Here is a 19678-nt window from a genome sequence, read left to right on the forward strand (position 1 = left end):
GTTATGAGCCAGAGAATATTTATCCTGCTGTTCCTTGTTACAATTCTATTTGGAAGCAATGTCCCGCGTTTAGGGATGGCTTCGCCGGAAGGGGGCGTACGCTACGTTATCACAATTGACAACACCAGTGAAGTCCTTACAGTTGAAGCGTACTTCTCAGGTGTTGATGACTCACAGCTAACCTTCACACTTCGCGCGGCAGACTACTTTGAAAGGAAAGGAGTGCCATTAACCGTCACATTGCTGGAGACCGACGGTAATGTTTTGGAGAAGGAGAAGTATGGATGGACAATACAACCAAATGGGGATTCCGTGTACCTGAAATACAAAATCGAGGGGTATACTCTGGAGAGAATAGCAGGGGTTCCAGGGGATATCAAACATAGCGGAGTCAGTACCACAATGGCCATACTTAACATGGAGGCGATACTTGCCGTCCCGTACGACAAAAGGAGCTACCGGCTCATAGATGAATACTTAAGAAAACCTGCCACTGTAGAGTTCAATATACCCGATAACTGGGAGACTTTTGCTCCCTTCCACGTGAGCAGTTCGAACGTGATCAGAGTGAACATGGTTTATGACATCCTGCGATCCTTCATTGAAATGGGAGAAGTTTCGATTAAGTACACCGGAGAATTTTATGGAGTTAAAACAAATTATGTGCTCTTCAAACGCCCCAACCTCCCGAGAAACGCCCCCAATAGGCCCGCTCAAATGCCGTATTTGTTTAGTGATATGGACAGGAGAAAAGAGGCGGAGAGATTAATGCGGGATACTGCACACCACTTCCACGTGCTCTCTCAACTTCTTGATTACGTCCCCGCCGAAGAGATAACAATTACGCCAGCGGCCAGCGGTTGGATCTATGGAAGAGGTTGGTGGCAGATAGATGATGGGTTTAGGCAGGATCAAATTGCCCATCATGTTGTCCACGAGTGGTGTCCTCCAGTAATTATCATATCACAGTCCCTGAATGGTGCGACATGGGTTTTCTGTGAGGGGCCTGCCGTGTATTATGGGTTCAAACTGGCATATAATTACACTCACGATAGGCGATTTTTGGGAAAATACTATGCGTTGTACCTTATGTACAAAAGAGGGATTCAAGAGAGGCTTAGTAGTGGGAATGATCCCCTCTACCAGCCTACGTTAAGTTATGGGTATACCCCACTACTGCTCTGGTATTTTGATGAAGAGATCAGGAAGCAAACCGATAACCAGAGCAGTCTGGATACGGTATTTCGGTATCTAGTCCGCACTCCTTACAAGGACATAAACGTTGACGAGTTCATTACGGCCATCAAAGAGTCAACGGGGGTGGATTTTTCCGAATTCTATTACAACCATGCAATAGTTGATTTTAGCCTGCCGCTGGACGCCTACGCCGAGAAATACAGGGACGATTTCGCCTACTTGCTTGACTTTCAGAGAAAAAACAATGAGGCCCCAGATATCCTGTATTATGCGCTCCTCGAAATGGAAGCAAAGTATGGAAACCCAGACTTGATGCCAATTCTGCCCCACTCTTATCTAAAAGGGGACTACCTAGTAACGGGCCCAAGGTATCTCAGCTTCATAAGGGAGCTAGCAAGCAATTATCCTTTAACGGAGTCCAAGTTCGTTGAGATATTGAACAAGTACACGGAGGGCAGATCCTCTGATTTCTTCGAGTTCTACACCAAATACGGCCCACGGCCGCCCAGTATAGAGTCGCTCAACCTGTGGATTACCGGGGACTACAGCAGGCTCGTCCGGAAAAGCGTGTACATTGACACTCTGATCAATAGGCTGGCCCGAGTAGTGCCAAAAGACTCCGAGTACTACAATCTCCTCGCAACTGCAAATTCAAGTTATCTGAGGGGAATAGCGTTCCTCGACACCAATAAGTTCAACGAGGCGGAGGAAAAGTTTAACGAGAGTATCCGAGCCCTCGACGAGTTATATGCCTTAGATTTGGACAACGACGGTGCTAGAGACGTTTCAAAGTTGTTCCTTGGACTCAGCACAGCCTCCCATGACTCCGATGGGGACGGAACTCCCGATAAGGACGAGGTTGCAGGGAAGTTCTCGGTGGATGGTGTTGGGGACGAGTGGGAGGGTCATGGGGTGGCGAAAAGGCTTAGCGTAACGTGGGGTTCCAGGGAGTACGTTAAGGACGCGAGGCTCTACAGGGACGGCGCTTACATCTACGGAAAAATCGAGCTTTCAAAACCCGTTTACGATATCGAACGGTATGCCATCGTATTCCGTTTGGACTTTGACGGTGACTGGGGTACGTTTGATGATACGGTGTTCTTTCCATTGTTCACCGAGTTCTCCTTCTGGGGGACTGAATTCAATTATGGGGGGCCGTACTACACTTGGGGGTGCATGAACGAGTACGAGGTTATCCACAATAACACGATCGAGTTCAGGATCCCAGTAAAAACCGTCGAGGAGTACTACGACTATTTCTCATCATACATCCCCAACGTATCCTCTAGCATCCCTGCATCTATTGTGTTTGTCAAATTGGACGCCTATCTGAATACCGATTGGGGCAAAACCGCGGGGATGGATTTCAATTTGGAACTGAACCCAGCAACTCTTTCGATAACTTCAGACCCATCTGAAGCCGAAGTTTATGTCAATGGAGCTTATGGAGGGGTAACGCCGTTAACCCTAACCCTGGATCCGGGAACTTATCAGATAAAGCTCTCCAAGGAGGATTACGAGGACTACACAACCACAGTAACACTTAAGCCCGGTGAGAACAGGGAGCTCTCGGTGACTTTAACTCCTGCCTTTGGCCACTTGACGGTTTACTCCGACCCACCCGGAGCCGATGTTTATGTTGACGGGGCATTCGTTGGAGCAACACCGTTAGAGGATTATAAACTCTCAACAGGGCAACACGAGTTGAAGGTCGTTAAGGAAGGCTACGAAGAATACTCCACGAACATTACGATAACAGCCGGAAAAACTTTCTCCACAACATCACAACTAAAACCAATACCCACGACAACAACCACAACTTCCAAACCGATCCATACAACCACTACGACTACCACAACCCCTGCTCACACTTCAACTGCCACTGCACGAACCACTACCACCCCTCAAACAGTTTCATCTGAGGCCAGCAGCGTGCCCATGACAGATTCCAACCCAGAGCCAACAAACACCGAATCCACTGGCTCCATCTGTGGTCCGGGGGCCATCTTAAGTGCAGCAATACTGGCCCTAATGCTGAGAGGAAAGAAGTGAGAGAGCTCTTGTTTTTTCTTTTTGAGTTATTTAACGGAAATGTGAGTGAACGTTCTTTCAAAAATTACTTCCTCCAGTGACCGGCATTATTAAGTGTGGAATTCTGTCCGGGGAAAAGAGCCCTACAAAAATATCCCCTTATTTTGGGGATGAAATGTTATCCTTTAGGAAACTCTCTTGATAAAACCCCCTTAACAAAAGTTTCTTGTGGAGCCCCGGGCGGGGTTTGAACCCGCGACCTGCCGCTTACCAAGCGGCCGCTCCACCAGGCTGAGCCACCGGGGCACGATTGAAAAAGTGTCGCGTTCGGTTTATAAAGCTTTCGCTTCGCTTGGGTGGGGCCCGCTTCGAAAAAGTTATAAACCCTCTCCGGCCTTACTCCATTGGGCGCCGGGGTAGCCTAGCTCGGCAGGGCGGCGGACTCGTAATCCGCAGGTCCCGGGTTCAAATCCCGGTCCCGGCTCCACTCTCTTCCTAAACTGCGCCATCGCGTCATGTTTTCTAAAGCTCCTTCGGCGGTACCAGAATTCCGAGCTCGGTTATTACCCCCCTTACGAACTTCCACGGCGTTACATCGAAGACGTAGTTCCTCACAATGAAGTGGTTTCTCTTGAGCCTGCGCTCCACGAGATGCACCTTCCCCGATTCCAGCTCGGGGTGTATCTTGAAGCTCTCGGCCGCCACGTAGAAGGGAACGCCACTCTCATGGCACGCGAGGGCCAGGGGATACGTACCGGCCTTGTTTATTACCGCCCCGTCCCGCGTCACGTTGTCCGCCCCAACGAGCGCGAAGGTGGCCTTCCCCGCGAAAAGACCGATCTGGGCGTCCGTTATGACCTCGAAGGGAATATCAAGACGCTCAAGCTCCCCCGCGAGGGCGAGCCCCTCATAGTCTGGGGCGCTTTCCGTGAGGATGACTTTAAAACGCTTCCCCTTGGCATTAGCTGTTTTCAGAACCTCAAGAACTGAGGAGGAGAAGGAGTGGGTGATTATAACGTCGCCATCATCCACCAACTCGCTCCCTATGTTTCCGATTTCCCTTAAAGCCTCCCTGCTCAGCCGTATGAACTCCAACGCCTTCGCCCTCACGATTTCTGGGTTGCCCGTTGAGGGGATGAAACGGACGAGGTTGTAGAGCGAGGCCATGGTAGGGTTGACGGCCATCATTTCCTTCCCAAGCTCTTTGATGGCCATCTCAAGCTCCTCTCCCTCCAGAGAATCGGCCAGAACGATGTAGGCCTCCGCACCTCGCCTCGCCATGTACGAAGCGCCCCTTATCCTCTCGGCCTTCAGCTCCTCCAGGATGACCCGAACGCCCTCCGGAAGCATGTAATCACCAGCCCACCTCAAACCTCAGTCCCCTATCCTCCATAAACCTTCTGGCCCTTTCAACTTCCTCCTCGCTCTCCCCGAAGATGATGAGCCCTATATATCGGCCGAACCCCTTGGTGATGAGTGGATTTTCACTGAAAACTTTTGGATGGTCTCAACGAGGAGTGGAGCGAGCTTTGATTCATCCGTTATCTCGGCCAGAAGCTTTCTCTGGATGAAAGTCCTCTTCCCGAGTCTGGGCAGGACTTCTTTCTCAAGCATGGCCTTCATCTCACGGGGCATTCCTGGGAGCACGAATATCTTCACTCCCCCGTGTTCGATGTAGGCTCCGGGGGCGGCACCTTCCGTGTTCTCCAGCGGCTCGGCACCCTCCGGAAGGTAGGCCATTTTCCTCCTCCCCTTGTTGAGCTCGGGGTCATCTATCATACCCTTCTCATAGAGCGCCCTGTAGAAATCCCCAATCCGCTTGAGGCAGCCCTCGCACAGGACCAGCTCCCTCCCAACGGCGCGGGCGACCGCAGTCATCGTAACGTCGTCATGGGTCGGCCCCAGTCCACCGGAGATAATCAGGACCTCGGGCTTCCTTTCGAGGCTTTCCCTCACCGCTACCTCTATCTCATCAACATCGTCACCGACCGTGACCTTTCTCCTCACCCAGTAGCCCATCTCCGTCAGTTTCTTCGCTATGAAAGCGGAGTTGCTGTCCACGGTGTTGCCAGTGAGAAGCTCGTCCCCCACGGTAAGGATTTCTGCGTACACGTTCCCACCCAAAGGGTTTTGGGAGTACCCTTTAATAAGCTAAGCGGTGGGGATGAGCAACATTATCGGGAGAGTTCAATCAGCAGTATTTCGGATTAGTGATGAACCGTGGAAAATATGCCTACAAATAGGCATGGTTTGGAGTTATCAGACAACATTTTTTTACTTTTTCTTTTCACCATAAAACACAAGTGTTATTAATTATGTTATTATTTTGTAACTAGTTTATTTTTTACTATCAAATAGAAAAATTTATAAATGCCATGAGTTTCTACGATTATGAACACTTAAAGAAGTGGTAGCAGTGAAGTGGAAACCATTAATAGGATTCCTCTTAGGGGTTATTATGGTTGGGATGAGCGCAGGGAGCGCCATGGCAATGCCCTTTCAGAAGGAACCGATAAAACCTCAACACAATATAGGATTGGGAAGTGTTATTATGTCCTGGCTTGTGAGTTACGACAATAGCATAATATCGGAAAATAGAGAATATCATGGTAATATCGGGTATATGTGGCATTACAAAGTGAAACATGGGAAGAGGGGGAGATTGAGCATTTCTGTGTTTAAGTATGTTCCTCTCTTTGGGTATTCCACATATACCATACTCCCCGATATGACAGTATACAGCGACACCTTTGGAGGGAAAAACTTCAAGTTGAAGTCCATAAAGACCCACAGGGTGCCGGGCACTGGAATTCGATTCAAAACAATAGAAACAAGTTATTCTTCTTGGGTCAGTAGCGGAGGATGGTGGGGAATAGACCTAAAATTTGATGCGGGATATGGGAGACATGGAATAGTTACATTGGGGATGAGCAATCTCGAAAACTTTATTATAGCATTCACAGGTAAACTGGGAGGTGGAAAATGGGCGGATAAACTCGTTGATTTTGTGTCCAGGGGTAGTCTATCCTCTTTAGCAGATGCGCTTTCAGCAATCATTGTTTTTGCCTCAGGTATAAACGTGGATGCCGTGTACTTTACGGAGGTGTGAACGTTGCGTTTTTTATATTTTCTTTTTGGGTTTTTACTTGCGTTTAATCCTTTTACTGGGATACCCACAATATTGATAGGTATCCTATTCGTTAAAATCGATACCAAGATCAAACTCGCGTATTCCCTTTTGGGGTTAGTTCTGGGAACTATGGCCGGAATATTCCTGTGGGGAGATTCATGGATCCTCGAACAACTAAAATGGGGGTACCAAGAACAGGGAGCATGGGGTTTTGTAGGGGGCACACTAGTTCTCGTACTCCTGTCTCTTATAGTGGCCCGGACGCTTCACAGGAATTGAGGGGGACTTGATATGAAACCACGCAATCGTAATGTTTTACATTTCATACTGGTGACAATAACATATGGAGTGATTGCGTACTCCAATCAGATCATAGGGTTTTACGCAATGCTTCGAATTATGGATGCGTCGATTTGGAAAATCCTAGTTGCCGTAATTGGAGTGGGAATTAGATTTCTGTTGCAGATTTCAACGGCAAGCATTTTTAGTTGGATAGTGTTGGGGCAGAAAATCGGCTCCAATGAGATTAAATCTGCGTTCGTTCCATTACTCGTAGCTGGAACCTTCTGTACATTCTTTAGGCTCATTGGGTATTTTGTTCTAACTAACGCATATTTAATTTCGTTAAGGAGTGCCTTAGAGAGCATTTTCATGACTACTGGCTGGTTTTTGTCATTTTATCTCCTGGGAAAAGAGATGTCATCAGATACTCTTACACTAATAAAGAAATATGCCTCAGTATTTGGCATTGGGTTGCTCATTTATTTTGTCTTCCCACCGGTTTGACCCCATAAACCCAGAGAGGTGCATGAGAGGGAACTTGTTTGGTGGGAATTACGTGTGTGAATGACATGTGTCCAGTGTAGAGCTGTGGCAATGGAGGCTTACTAGCTTAAGGTGCCCTCATTTTTTATCGGCCTAAAAGCTTCGACCGGAACCTATGCTCCCGGCTCCCCAAAACCCTTTTAATGTATCACCGCCAATGAGTAAACATCCAGAGGTGATTGTGATGGAAGACGTCAAAAAGATGATTGAATCAAAGCTCCCCGGCAACATTGAGGGGCTTCTTGAGCTGGCGTACAACTACTGGTGGAGCTGGAACAGAAGGGCCACCAGGCTCTGGGAGAAGATTGACCCCGAGCACTGGCGCGAGTACAAAAACCCCGTGAAACTACTCCTCGATACTCCGGAGGAGAGGCTCAAGGAGCTCTCAAAGGATGACGACTTCATGAACCTCTATGAACTCGTTATGGACCAGTTCAGGCACTACATGGAGGCCGAATCAACCTGGTTCTCAACCAACTACCCCAAGTGGGACAGGCCGATAGTCTACATGTGCATGGAGTACGGCATAAGCAAGAGCCTTCCGATTTACTCGGGTGGCCTTGGAATACTCGCCGGCGACCACGTTAAGACGGCAAGCGATTTGGGATTGCCTTTCATAGCGGTGGGCCTCCTCTACAAGCACGGCTACTTCAGGCAGGAGATAGACGAGAACGGAAGACAGAGGGAAGTATTCCCCGAGCACAGCCCGGAGGAGATGCCCATAGAGCCCGTACTCGGAAAGGACGGAAAGCCGCTGAGGGTGGAGGTGCCCATAGAGGACAGGATGGTTTACGCGAGGGCCTTCAAGGTTAAGGTGGGCAGGGTGGAGCTCTACCTCCTCGATACCGATGTTCCCGAGAACGACGAGGACGACAGGAAGATATGCGACTACCTCTACAACGCGGAGATGGACAAGAGAATAAAGCAGGAAATCCTCCTGGGCATAGGTGGGATGAGGCTCCTCAGGGCCCTTGGAGTTGAGCCCGGTGTTATACACCTCAACGAGGGGCACCCGGCCTTTGCGAACTTCCAGAGGATAGCGTGGTACATGGATGAGGGCCTGAGCTTCATGGAGGCCTGGAGCCTCGTTAGAGGGACGACGATATTCACGACCCATACACCGGTTCCGGCCGGCCACGACCGCTTCCCCATCACGGAGGTTGAGAAGAGACTCGAGAAGTTCTTCGAGGGGCTTCCAAAGGAGAGGTTCCTAGACCTCGGAAGGGAGGGCGACCAGATCAACATGACGCTTCTCTCAATAAGCACCTCCAGCTACGTCAACGGCGTGAGCAAGCTGCACGCTGAAGTAAGCAAGCGCATGTGGCAGGACATCTGGAAAGAGGTTCCGCTGGACGAGATTCCCATAGAAGCCATAACCAACGGTGTCCACACAAAAACGTGGCTTCATAACGAGATCAAGAAGCTCATAGACCGCTACGTGGGAAGAATCTGGAGGGAGCACGCCAACATAGAGGGTATATGGTACGCCGTCGAGAGAATACCCAATGAGGAGCTCTGGGAGGCACACCTCAAGGCCAAGAAGGAGTTTATAGAACTCCTCAGAAGGAAGGCGATACGGAGGAACACACGCCTTGGAATAGACGAGCCCCTCCCGGAGATAGACGAGAACGCCCTCATAATAGGCTTCGCGAGGCGTTTTGCAACCTACAAGCGCGCCACCCTCATACTGAGCGACCTTGAGAGGCTCAAGAGGCTCCTCAACAACCCGAAGAGGCCGGTTTACATAGTCTTCGGAGGAAAGGCACACCCGATGGACGAGGGGGGAAAGGAGTTCCTCAGGAGGGTTTACGAGGTCTCCCGGATGCCCGAGTTCAAAGGAAAGATATTCGTCATGGAGAACTACGATATGGGAAGCGCGAGGCTCATGGTTGCCGGCGTTGACGTGTGGCTCAACAACCCGCGCAGGCCCATGGAGGCGAGCGGAACGAGCGGAATGAAGGCCGGGCTGAACGGCGTTCTGAACGTCAGCATCTACGACGGCTGGTGGGTCGAGGGCTACAACGGAAAGAACGGCTGGGTTATCGGGGAAGAAACCACGGAGCCGGAGACGGAAGCGGACGACCCCAAAGACGCGGAGAGCCTCTACCGCCTTCTCGAGGAGGAGGTCATTCCAACTTACTACAGCAACCGCGAGCGCTGGATATACATGATGAAGGAGAGCATAAAGAGCATCGCACCGCGCTTCAGCACTCACCGCATGGTAAAGGAGTACATGGACAAGTTCTATTCCAAGGCCATGAGCAACCACATCTGGCTCACCAGGGAGAACTACCACGAGACCAGGAACATCGCCGCGTGGAAGGAGCGCATCCTCGCCTCGTGGCCGAACGTGAGGATAGAGAGGATACTTACCCAGGACGCCAGGGCTGTGGAGGTTACGGTTGACCTCGATGGACTGAACCCGGAGGACGTCAAGGTGGAGCTCTACTACGGCGTCAAGGCGGAAGGCTATATAATTGAGAAGCCCCACATCATAGAACTCAAGCACCCCGAAGACCTCGGGGGCGGAAGGTGGCTCTACAGGTACGAGGGTAGCGCCCTGAAGCACCTTGGAAACCCCTGCTGGCACTACGCCGTCAGGGTGCACCCCCATCACGAGAAGCTCCCCCACGAGTTCCTCCTGGGCCTTGTGAAGTGGAAGGGCTTCTTCGAGGCGTAATCCATTTTTTTGAAAATTTTTTGAATTTCTTGCAAAGGGCACAACTCTTTTATATTTCAAGCCCCTTAATTTGATGATAAAATCCGGGTGATGGCCATGGACACGAGGAAATGGACAGCTTATCTAATCCTGCTCGTGGCGGGATACGCCGCGGGTATAGGAACGCTTGGGCTGGTACCCCAGTTCTGGCTCAAATACGGAACGAACGGACTCGGAGCGTACATACTATTCACCGTGGCCTTCATGTACCTCGCCATCACAGAGGCGGAGGCCGTTCAGAGGAGCCGCTACCACTTCGTGGAACTCTACACAAAGCTCACTCCATACAGGGGAATGCTAATAGCGGCGTTTGTGCTAAACGTGCTCTTCCTATCCTACTACACGGCCAACGTTGGACTGACGCTCCTATCGCCATTCCTAGGAACGGGAACGATGGGCAGGCTCATCGCGAAGATACTCATAATAGTGCTGGCCTATCTGATAATCTCCCGCGCCAAGGAGAAGACATTCCTCATCATGGCATGGGGAGGTATTACCTTCATACTTCTCGTGGTGCTCCTCGGGATACTCTTCAGAACGACAATAAGCCCCGACAACGCCTACCTCCAGATGGCAAACGGGATGCTCCACGCAAGCCACCCCATAACGCTGGCCCTCCTGAGGGACGCGGCAATAAGGGCAATCTACGGAGTGGGACTGGGTTTCATGTTCTACCTCATGCTGGGCAGCTTCCTCGGTGATAGATTCAACGCGAAGGTCATCATTGGAGGGGGAGTGCTCATACAGGTGCTGGTTGGAATCATGGGCACGTACACCCTCATCTACGGGGCCTCCCAGGCCTCACCCGGCCTTCTCCTTAACTTCGCCACGGGCGGTGAGGAAGCGGCCCTCAAGTTCATGGGGGAGCTTGTCACATACCTAACGCCGCTCCAAACACTCCTCATAGGACTCGGGCTGTTCATGGCGGGCATTACGAGCATAATCCCCATCTTCGAGACGGCACTCCAGATGGTTCCAGCGCTCATGGGCGTGGGAAGAAAGCAGGGCGCCAATTACGTGGCGGGAATAGTGCTCATCCTCGGCCTCGTCAATGCGGTACCTCTCGTGGCCGACATAAGCCTCCAGGCGGTCAACATAGCGCTGTTCATAACAGCCATCTTCGAAGCGATTCCCCTCGTCTACAGGCTCAAGCACGTGACGCTCCCCGAGAGGGCCATCGCGGCCATTGGCATCGTGATGTTCGCAGTGCTTGGCATCGAAACCCTCCACAACGTCACGACGATGGGAACACAGTACTGGGCTTCGGTAATCATAGCCCTGGCGGTGCTCGTCATTGGTGTTGGAGTGAGGAGCCCCCCAGGGGAGTGAGCCCCTTCTTCTCAATTTTTGTCCGAAGGCCCTCCGACGGAAGGTTCTCAAAAGGACGCCCGAGTCTCAGAAGAGGGCAACAACCATAAAGGAGTTAAAAAGAAAAGGTCACTCCTTCTTCTCCTCAGGCTTTGCGGGAGCTTCTTTCTTTTCCGCTTTGGGCTCTTCTTTCTTCTCGACCGACTTGGCGGCCGGCTTTGCCGCGGGCTTTGGCTTTGCCGCCGCCGGCGGCTTGAGGCCGTAGCCCAGTATTTTGAACTTGAACTCCTCCCCGTTCTTAAGGTAGTATGTGACCTCTTTGGTCTCTTTGTTGAACTTTATCCTCTCCACAGGGAACCTCCAGTCACGACGGCTCTCCTGTATCTCCCTGAACGTCTCGGGGGGTATTGGCACCCAGTCGAAGAGCTGAAGCTCCTCATCTTTCCACTCGGTTGTGAGCATGTAGCTCTCCGCGAAGCCGAGTGCGTTAGTTGGGCAGACGTCAACGCAGAACTGGCAGAATGTACAGCGTCCGTAGTCAACCTTCGGATGGGGCCTCTTCTCCACCTTGCCGTCCACCTCTATCCACGTCATCTCTATTGCTCTCGCTGGACATATTTGACCGCACATGTTACAGCCTATGCAGGTCTTCCAGTTGAGGGTGTGGAATCCGCGGTAGTCCTTGGCAGGCTCTAAGCTCTCGTAGGGTATCTTTATCGTGACCGGCTTCTTGAAGAGGTACTTGATACTCATCCAAGGCTTGAGGAATGAGGGTTTCTTCCTGACCTTACTCTCCGGGGCAATCCTAAACGTAATCTCCTCCATTTCCATCACCTGTCTATATCCGGCGGGCAGTTGTCAAGGCTCATAAGTATGACGGGCACATCGGCGAGCCTCGCTCCAACGAGCAGCTGCTCTATCACTCTAATTCCGTGGGCGATGCTGGGTCCTCTAATCTGCACCCTGTATGGCTTGTTCTTTCCGTCGCTGACGACGTAGGCTCCAAAGTCACCCTTGGTCGCCTCGACGTGGGCGAAGGCATCGCCCGCAGGGACCTTAAGCCTCGGAAGGCTCTTGAAGCCAGGGTGGTTGACCTTGTAGGGCCCGCTCGGCGGCCCCATGTCGAGGAGCTGCTCGAGGACGTATAAGTCCTGCTCTATCTCAAAGCGCCTTATGAGTGCCCTGGCAAGCGCGTCCCCCTCCCTGAGGACAGGAACCTCGAAGTCCAGCTCGGGATAGAGGAGGTATGGGTCAACCCTTCTCACGTCGTAGGGCACTCCCGTCGCGCGGAGGTTGGGGCCGGTGACGCCCTCGGAGAGGGCAAATCTCTTGTCCATGACGCCTATTCCCTCAAGCCTCCTGTAGGTGATGTAGTTCTCAAAGAGGATGTTGTCGAAGTCCTTGAGCTTGTCCTTTATGTACTCGACGGTGTCTTTCAGCTGGCGGAGCCACTTGTCTCCGGGTATGTCCCTCCTAACTCCGCCGGGGATTGTGTAGATGTGATAAACCCTCGCCCCAGTGAGCTGCTCGAAGAGGGCCATGAGCCTCTCCCTGTAGGCTGCGGCCCAGTGGCCAGCAGTGTAGACACCGAGCTTGAAGCTGAGCCCCATTATCCAGAACAGGTAGGCGCTGACCCTGGCCATCTCGAGGACGGTCGTCCTTATCCACTGGGCCCTCTCCGGAACCTCCCATCCCATTATCTCGTCCACAGCCATGGAGTATATTGCCTCTGGCACATCTGGCTCTGGCACACATATACGAAGGAGCAGGGCTATGTTGGTGTGCCACGGCCTGTACTCGGCGAGCTTCTCGAAACCGCGGTGGAGGAAACCGGGGTTGGCTACCGCTTTGACAACCCTGTTGCCGTCCATTTTAAGGATCAGGCTGTAGTTCTCGGTGGCCATATGCTGTGGACCGAAAAAGAGCTCATAAGTGTCCTTATCTATGGGCAGGAGGTCCATCCCATTCGCTCTCGCTTCCATAATGAGTTCTTCCTGTGAAACCATTATCATCACCTCAGATTACGTAGTTCTCCTTATCCTCATCAAACCTGTCGAGGAGTTTGTACTTCTTCTTCACGTAGGTCAGCATGTCGAAGTCCTTCCTGTGGCAAACTCCGGCCTCTTTGTCCTCGTCCTCCAGTATCCAGGGCATCTCAAGCTTGTCGTTGCCTTCAAAGATCACTTTGTAGAACTCATGTGCATCTCTCTCGTAGGTCTCAGCGGCTGGATATATGTCCCTGACACTTGGAATCCTAGCGTCGTCCCTTGGAAGCCTGGTCTTGACCATCGCGTGGGTGCCGTGGCTTATGCTGAAGAGCTGGTAAACGAGCTCCATTTCACCATCTTTGAGCCAGTCAACGGCGGTGATCTGGAGCAGAAGCTCAAAGCCGTTCGCTTTGGCCGTGCGGAGGAAGTCAGGTATCCTGTCGGCCGGAACCTTAAACTCCAGCCGCCTCTCCCTCCTAACCGTTCCATCGGCGTAGGGCGCCTTCTCAAGGAGCGCGTTCACAATTTCCTCCCCCTTTGACCAGGTTGCCTTAACCTCTTCCGCCATGCTCACTCCTCCCTCACTTCATTCTTCCTGTCAACCACCCAGGGTATCCATCTTCTCGCAGTCTTCTCTCTCCATCCCTCACCGAAGAGCTCGTCCTGGTTCTTCTTGTAGTACTCGTAGTTCTCCTTGTAGCGCTTCCATCCATCGGCCTTGCCCGTCTCTATGAGCTCCATCATCTTCTGAATTCCATCCATAACGGCCTCAGGCCTCGGCATACAGCCCGCTATGACAACGTCAACGGGTATGTACTTGTCGAGGTGTTTGATGGCGTTGTAGCCGTCCCAGTAAACTCCTCCGTTGAGCGGGCATGAGCCGTGGGCAAGGACGTACTTCGGGTCAGGCTGCATCTCGTAGGTTATGATTATCCTCTTGAGGGTCTTTGGGGTTACGTAGCCCGTAATGAGGAAGAGGTCGGCCATCCTCGGGGCTGGGTTGGGCATCATACCGAAACGTTCGAAGTCAAACCTTGAGGTGGCGAGGGGCGGCATCTCTATACCACCGCACCCTGTACAGAAAGCCACAATCCACATGCTCCTCTTTCTCGCGTATTCAAAGAGGGGGTCAAAGAGTCTCCAATCCACCATTTTCATCACCTCACAGACTTGCCAGTATAGCTCCAAGCGCGGCTATTATTGTGGGCCACTTCCAGTAGAACTTTGCCGCCTGGTCTATGGTGAACCTCGGGAATATTGCGGCCATGAATGTTGCCACCAGCAGTACCGCCACCTGCTTGACGAGGAGCACTCCAAGGCTCGCGATAGTGTTGAGTATTGGGCTTGCGAATGCCGTGACCACTCCACCGCCGAGGAAGATGTTGCTGAAGAACAGCGTCTCCGCGAAGAGCGCTATAGCGTGCTGGATGTTGAGGAGGCCCATGTGCTTTCCCCCAAACTCGACCATTGGACCAAGGGATATCTCACCCGGGGCTATCATTATGTCGAAGGGCTCCTTTCCGAACATGGCCTGGAGGACGAGGTCGTAAGCTATCGCCGCGAGCAGGAGCGGGAGGTGGGCGATGCTCCATCCCATCGTCTGCTGGGCCATGACTATCTGGTAGGTGCTGAAGGTTCCGTAGTATTCTGCTAACGCCACTATGGCAAATCCAAGCGGCACCTGTATGGCGAGGAGCGTTAGGAGTGCCCTCTGCGCACCTATACCGGCCCAGGGGTTGCCCGAGCTCATCGCGGCGAACATTATACCGAGCATCGGTATCTCAAGGAGGAAGGTGATGAGGATTAGGTCACCGTAGGCCCTGAGCACACCGACGTTTCCGAGAGGTATGAACATCACAGCTAATACTGTAGCGCCGACCGCGTAGAGGATTCCGAAGTCGTAGATGAGGCCGTGGGTTATGTTGCTCTTCTTGGAGAGGAGCTTGATAGTATCGAGGATAGGCTGGTAGATTGGCGGACCAACCCTCCTGTGTATCCTTGCCGTCACTATCCTGATTATTCCCATGAACATAAAGCCCACAAAGGTCGCGTAAAGAAGTATAAAGAGAGCCTTGAGTGCCGTCTCAATCATCTTTCACACCCCCCACATTGCAAGGATTAGGAGTATTATGAGCAGGTACCAAGCATAGCTCTGGACGTTTCCGTTGTAGATGTAGTTGCGGAGGACTTCGGCGAGATCCTCCACCCATGCCCCGATGTCACGGTAGAGCCTGTCGAAGCTTATCCTGAGCCAGAAGGCAAGGGCCTCCTTGAGTGGGAGGAAGAAGTTCCTCCTTATGGTTAGATTGTAGTCCATGGTGACGGGGTTACCCGACTGGTAGGTGTCCGTGACGGGAACCCTCCTCACCTTAGCGCCAAGGAAGTAGATTACTGCCGCCACTATGAGGCCCGCGATGAGGTATATGAGTATTGCCAGCGCGTTGTACTTACCGAAGCCGAGGTCGAGGACGAAGAGGTTGCCGCCGATGATCTCCTTGCCAAACATCTTGTTGAGTTCCTTGGCGACAAGACCCGGCGCTATACCAAGTACCACGTTGAAGAGCGCCAGTATCGTCATCGCTATCGCCAGTGGGAGCGGAGCATCTTTCGTGTCGTCGAGGTCGGTTGGTCTTTGCCCGAACCACACCGCGTAGGTGAACCTTATGAGGTAGACGAAACCTATGGCACTTCCGAAGAACACCATGCCGCCGAGTATGGGCAGGTTCTGGCTTATAACTGCCTCAAAGAGCACCCATTTGCTGGCAAAACCGACCAGCGGGGGTATTCCCGCGAGGCTCAATATGGCCACGAAGGCCATGGCGAAGGTGAAGGGCATCTTCTCCGCCAGACCACCCATGTCGGCGAAAGTGGTTTTGCCCGTGCGGTGAACGATGGTAGCCACTATGAGGAAGAACAGGCCCTTGAACAGCGCGTGGCTGAGGGCGTGGAACAAAGCAGCCTGCATGCTGAGAGCAGTTCCCACGCCGATGCCCACGAGTATGTAGCCCACCTGGCTTATACTCGAGTAGGCGAAGAGCTTCCTTATGTCCTCCTGCAAAGCGGCGAGCAGACCGCCGACGATTATGGTGAGACCTCCAAGGAAGGCTATTATGTAGCCAAACTTGGATGCGCTCCTGAAGGCGCCGAACTCAACCGCGAGTCTCGTGCCTATGAGGATGTACATGAGGATGAAGCCGTAGACACCGGCCTTGCTGAGAACTCCGCTGAACATTGAGGTGTAGCTCTGGTTGGTCTCGGAGTAGGCATCTGGCGCCCACACGTGAAGTGGGAACATCCCGGCCTTAACGCCAAAGGCCACGAGGAACAGTCCAAAGAGCGCCATTAGCTCCGTGGAGCTGAAAGTGGCCTGGCCGCCGAGCATTTTGGCGTAGGCGTCCTGAGCAAAAACCGTCTGAACAGCGCCGAAGTCAAAGCTTCCCACTTTGGCGTAGATGAAGGTTATTGCTATAAGCATCGCGTATGCCCCGGCAACGCTGAGCAGGAAGTACTTGAGGGACGCGGAGCGGTTGTAGTGGAGTACCATCATGAAGCTGGCGAAGGTCATGACCTCCCAGAAGATGAAGAAGGTCATGAGGTCCGCGGCCAGGAAAACACCTAGCACTCCGCTGAGGCTCATTAACGCGAACAGCCACTCGTAGCTGTCCTTCGCCGTTGATACGAGGGCGAGGACCGCGCTGAAGCCAACGAGGACCGCTATGCCAACGAAGAACCAGTTGAGCTGGCCGAGTCTAAAGGTGATGTCAAAGACCCCGAGGTTTACGGCGAATGAGATACCCTCAGAGGCCCTCTCGTAGAGCATGGCGGTATAGGCAAGGGGCACAGCTGCTCCTATGAGGCCTATTGCCTCCTTTATTCCCTTAACGTCAAGGAGCCAAGCGAGGGCTCCCGCCACAAGGGGAGCGAATACGATAAGAGCGAGTTCGTTAATCATGCTCCCACCCCCATCAGTGGAACGTTCTTGATGTAGTTGGCCACGTTAAAGACGTCGCTTCCTGCCTTCTGGACAATGTTCCAGAGCGGCTCCGGGTAGAGACCTATTACGATGATGGCCGCCACGAGGAGGAGCATTACCACCCCGAGGACAAGGTTCTCGCTGAGCCTCTCGCCCTCCCCCGTGAACCACATCGTGTGGATGAGCCTTATGTAATACGCCGCCTCCACGATGCTGGCTAATAAGACAAGGGCGACAACCCACGCGTAGTTTGCCTCCATGGCGGCCATTATAATCTGCATCTTGCTCCAGAAGGCGTTAAAGAGCGGTATTCCCATGACGGCCACTGCTCCAACGGTTATGCTGAAAGCCGTCAGAGGCATCCTCTTCCCAAGTCCCTGGAAGTCCTCGATGGCAGTCCCTCCAAGGGTTATCCCCACGTAGCCGACCGCCAGGAAGAGGAGGGCCTTGATTATCGCGTGGTTGACCATGTGGAATACCGCCGCACTGACACCGCCGGCGGTGCCGAGGGAGAACGCTACAGCTATGAAGCCGACCTGGGCGATACTTGAGTATGCTACCATCCTCTTAACGTCCCTCTGGCGCAGTGCTGAAAGCTCGCCGATTATTACCGTCAGGGTGCCCATTATGATGAGGAGCCTCGCCACGTTCGCCCATCCCGATGCCGCACCAAGGACGTAGAGGATTCTCGCTATGGCGTAGAGGCCCGCCTTGACCACGAAGGCCGAGAACATGGCCGTTATCGGGTGCGGTGCCGCCTGGTAGGCATCGGGTGCCCATGCGTTGAGCGGGAAGAGCTCGGCCTCAACAGCCAAGCCGAATATTATGAGGGCCAGCGCCGCCTGGGCCACGGTAGCGTTCATCTTGCCTGCGAGGAGGGCTATGTGCGCGAGGTTGAGCGTCCCAAGGGAACCGTAGAGGAGGGCAACTCCAACGAGGAAGAAGCTCGAGCCTATTCCTCCAAGGAGCATGTACTTAAGTCCCGCCTCGCTCGCCTCTCCGGTCTTGTTGTAGGCCGTGAGAGCGTAGGCACTTATTGCGGTTATCTCCATGAAGACGAAAAGGTTGAATATGTCTCCCGTCGCTATCATGCCCGTTGCTCCGAGCATCAGCAGGAGGAAGAGCATGGCGTACTTGTCCTTCGGCTCAACGTTGATGGCTTTCATGCTGAATATGGACATGAAGAAGCTTGCCAGTGCAACTATGAGCACGAAGAGCGCCGCGAAGTGGCCTATGTAGAGGTTGATTCCAACGGGGGGCCTGAAACCGCCGGCCATGACTATTATCGGCTTTCCGGTAGTGTAGACCTCCCTGAACACCCACCCTGCTATCCCCGCTTGAAGGGCGGTCACGAGGACGAGGAAGGGCATTATGGTGCTCCTGCTGAACCTCTTGAGTACGGGGATGAAGAACGCACTGATAAGCGGGAGCGCGATTAAAAGTGACGCGTACTGGCTCATCCTCTCAACCTCCTTATCTTTTCAGCGTCGAGGGTTTTGTACTTCTCATAGAGGTTTATCACAATCGTAAGGGCTAGGGCAGTTGTCGCAACACCGATAACGATTGCCGTGAGGACGAGCGCCTGGGGAATCGGGTCAACGGCGTTGGATGGACCGATGCCCTCGCTAAGTATCGGAGCGCTCCTTCCGCTAACGTAGCCGACGCTTATGAGGAGGAGGTTAACGCCGGTCTCCATTATGCTGAGCCCCACGAGCATCTTGAGCACGTTCCTCTTGACGAGTACCGCGTAGAAGCCTATGAGGATCAGTGCTATCGCGCCGAAGTAGTAAGCGCTGATCATTCGCTCACCTCCTCTTTGACCATGTTGTCCACGATTCCCGTGAGCTCCGTGCCGACCTTGAGACCTATGAGCGTGTAGATTACGGGGATGAACCCGGCGCTGAAGAGCCTGCCGATGTTGCCGTGTCCCCATCCCCACGTCTGCCATATCCAGTCAAAGAGGAAGTACCCGCCTATGGCGAGGCCTATGAGGCCGACCGTCACGTAGCCCATACCCGCGAGGCCCTCGAGGGGCTCGAAGACCCTGTGCTCTATCTCATAGCTCGTGAAGGCCAGGTAGAGCATGAGGAAGGCCGTCGCTATAGTCGCTCCACCGGGGAAACCCCCTCCCGGGGTGAGGTGTCCGTGGATGAATATGTAGGCACCGAATAGCATTATGAACGGTAGGAGAATCCTTGCTCCCGTCTTTAGAACAACGGAACCCTCCGTTCTCGCGGTCCTCTCCTTCTTCCTCCTCCAGAGGAGTGCTCCAACGCCGGTCGAGGCTATGAAGAGAACGGTGACCTCACCGAGGGTGTCGAACCCACGGTAGTTCACCACTACCGCGGTGACTGTGTTGACCGCTCCCGTCTCCATCATGACGTTGTTGAGGTAGTACTTGCCGACGAGCATCCTGTCCGCTCCGAAGTCAACACCCGAAAGGGCGCTGGCCATCCAGAGGCCGATGAACAGGAGGGTGATTATAGCAAACGCCCTCTTAAGCACGC

The 19678-nt window shown here is 53.0% G+C and carries 15 protein-coding genes, 2 tRNA genes and 1 pseudogene; 6 read left to right on the forward strand and 12 right to left on the reverse strand.

What is annotated here, in order from left to right; genetic code table 11:
* The first annotated feature begins 3 nt into the window (after positions 1 to 3).
* Positions 4 to 3249 carry a PEGA domain-containing protein gene (locus tag PFER_RS04305; protein ID WP_048149161.1) on the forward strand — a complete coding sequence of 1082 codons (3246 nt, stop codon included), beginning with the start codon at positions 4 to 6 and terminating at the stop codon, positions 3247 to 3249.
* Positions 3250 to 3457: 208 nt separating this feature from the next.
* Here the strand turns inward: PFER_RS04305 and PFER_RS04310 are convergent.
* Positions 3458 to 3534, reverse strand: a tRNA-Thr gene (locus PFER_RS04310).
* 104 nt (positions 3535 to 3638) lie between these two features.
* Here PFER_RS04310 and PFER_RS04315 point away from each other — a divergent pair.
* Positions 3639 to 3715, forward strand: a tRNA-Thr gene (locus PFER_RS04315).
* A 35-nt stretch (positions 3716 to 3750) separates the two neighbouring features.
* Here the strand turns inward: PFER_RS04315 and PFER_RS04320 are convergent.
* Together PFER_RS04320 and PFER_RS04325 are read right to left on the reverse strand one after the other, a co-directional pair.
* Positions 3751 to 4578: a translation initiation factor eIF-2B alpha/beta/delta subunit family protein gene (locus PFER_RS04320; protein WP_048149163.1), complete on the reverse strand. Its 828-nt coding sequence runs from the start codon at positions 4576 to 4578 to the stop codon at positions 3751 to 3753.
* A 4-nt stretch (positions 4579 to 4582) separates the two neighbouring features.
* A pseudogene (locus PFER_RS04325) lies at positions 4583 to 5340 on the reverse strand (molybdopterin-binding protein).
* Between the two features lie 304 nt (positions 5341 to 5644).
* Here PFER_RS04325 and PFER_RS04330 point away from each other — a divergent pair.
* The 4 genes from PFER_RS04330 to PFER_RS04350 all read left to right on the forward strand — a co-directional run bounded on the left by PFER_RS04330 (position 5645) and on the right by PFER_RS04350 (position 11231).
* On the forward strand, positions 5645 to 6337 hold the full coding sequence (locus tag PFER_RS04330; RefSeq protein ID WP_048149165.1) for a hypothetical protein: 693 nt from the start codon (positions 5645 to 5647) through the stop codon (positions 6335 to 6337).
* Between the two features lie 369 nt (positions 6338 to 6706).
* Positions 6707 to 7144 (forward strand): hypothetical protein, encoded by a 438-nt coding sequence (locus PFER_RS04340; RefSeq protein ID WP_157255083.1) that lies wholly within the window; start codon positions 6707 to 6709, stop codon positions 7142 to 7144.
* Positions 7145 to 7367: 223 nt separating this feature from the next.
* Positions 7368 to 9863: a maltodextrin phosphorylase gene (malP, locus tag PFER_RS04345; RefSeq protein ID WP_048149170.1), complete on the forward strand. Its 2496-nt coding sequence runs from the start codon at positions 7368 to 7370 to the stop codon at positions 9861 to 9863.
* Positions 9864 to 9959: 96 nt separating this feature from the next.
* The gene (locus PFER_RS04350; protein WP_048149172.1) at positions 9960 to 11231 is read left to right on the forward strand and encodes a sodium-dependent transporter; all 1272 of its coding nucleotides are present in this window, start codon (positions 9960 to 9962) and stop codon (positions 11229 to 11231) included.
* 108 nt (positions 11232 to 11339) lie between these two features.
* Here PFER_RS04350 and nuoI read toward each other — a convergent pair whose 3' ends face one another.
* From nuoI to PFER_RS04395, 9 genes are read right to left on the reverse strand one after another with little or no spacing between them, the layout of a single operon-like run.
* On the reverse strand, positions 11340 to 12035 hold the full coding sequence (gene nuoI / locus PFER_RS04355; RefSeq protein ID WP_048149175.1) for an NADH-quinone oxidoreductase subunit NuoI: 696 nt from the start codon (positions 12033 to 12035) through the stop codon (positions 11340 to 11342).
* A gap of 5 nt (positions 12036 to 12040) precedes the next feature.
* A complete protein-coding gene (locus tag PFER_RS04360; protein WP_048149176.1) occupies positions 12041 to 13216 on the reverse strand; it encodes an NADH-quinone oxidoreductase subunit D in 1176 nt (391 codons plus the stop codon).
* Positions 13217 to 13226: 10 nt separating this feature from the next.
* Positions 13227 to 13766, reverse strand: coding sequence for an NADH-quinone oxidoreductase subunit C (locus PFER_RS04365; RefSeq protein WP_048149178.1), 540 nt, complete (start codon positions 13764 to 13766; stop codon positions 13227 to 13229).
* A gap of 2 nt (positions 13767 to 13768) precedes the next feature.
* Positions 13769 to 14350, reverse strand: coding sequence for a NuoB/complex I 20 kDa subunit family protein (locus PFER_RS04370; protein ID WP_048149180.1), 582 nt, complete (start codon positions 14348 to 14350; stop codon positions 13769 to 13771).
* 10 nt (positions 14351 to 14360) lie between these two features.
* Positions 14361 to 15290, reverse strand: coding sequence for a respiratory chain complex I subunit 1 family protein (locus PFER_RS04375; protein WP_048149182.1), 930 nt, complete (start codon positions 15288 to 15290; stop codon positions 14361 to 14363).
* 3 nt (positions 15291 to 15293) lie between these two features.
* Positions 15294 to 17150, reverse strand: coding sequence for a proton-conducting transporter transmembrane domain-containing protein (locus tag PFER_RS04380; protein ID WP_394296994.1), 1857 nt, complete (start codon positions 17148 to 17150; stop codon positions 15294 to 15296).
* Positions 17147 to 18631, reverse strand: a complete 1485-nt coding sequence (locus PFER_RS04385; protein ID WP_048149184.1) for a proton-conducting transporter transmembrane domain-containing protein — start codon at positions 18629 to 18631, stop codon at positions 17147 to 17149. The genes PFER_RS04380 and PFER_RS04385 overlap by 4 nt, the downstream gene beginning before the upstream one ends.
* Positions 18628 to 18972 carry an NADH-quinone oxidoreductase subunit K gene (locus PFER_RS04390; RefSeq protein ID WP_048149187.1) on the reverse strand — a complete coding sequence of 115 codons (345 nt, stop codon included), beginning with the start codon at positions 18970 to 18972 and terminating at the stop codon, positions 18628 to 18630. Before PFER_RS04390 ends, PFER_RS04385 begins: the two co-directional genes overlap by 4 nt.
* The gene (locus PFER_RS04395) at positions 18969 to 19676 is read right to left on the reverse strand and encodes a Na(+)/H(+) antiporter subunit B (RefSeq protein WP_048149414.1); all 708 of its coding nucleotides are present in this window, start codon (positions 19674 to 19676) and stop codon (positions 18969 to 18971) included. The genes PFER_RS04390 and PFER_RS04395 overlap by 4 nt, the downstream gene beginning before the upstream one ends.
* Positions 19677 to 19678 lie beyond the last annotated feature (2 nt).

Source organism: Palaeococcus ferrophilus DSM 13482 (genome assembly GCF_000966265.1).
Taxonomy (GTDB): Archaea; Methanobacteriota_B; Thermococci; order Thermococcales; family Thermococcaceae; genus Palaeococcus; species Palaeococcus ferrophilus.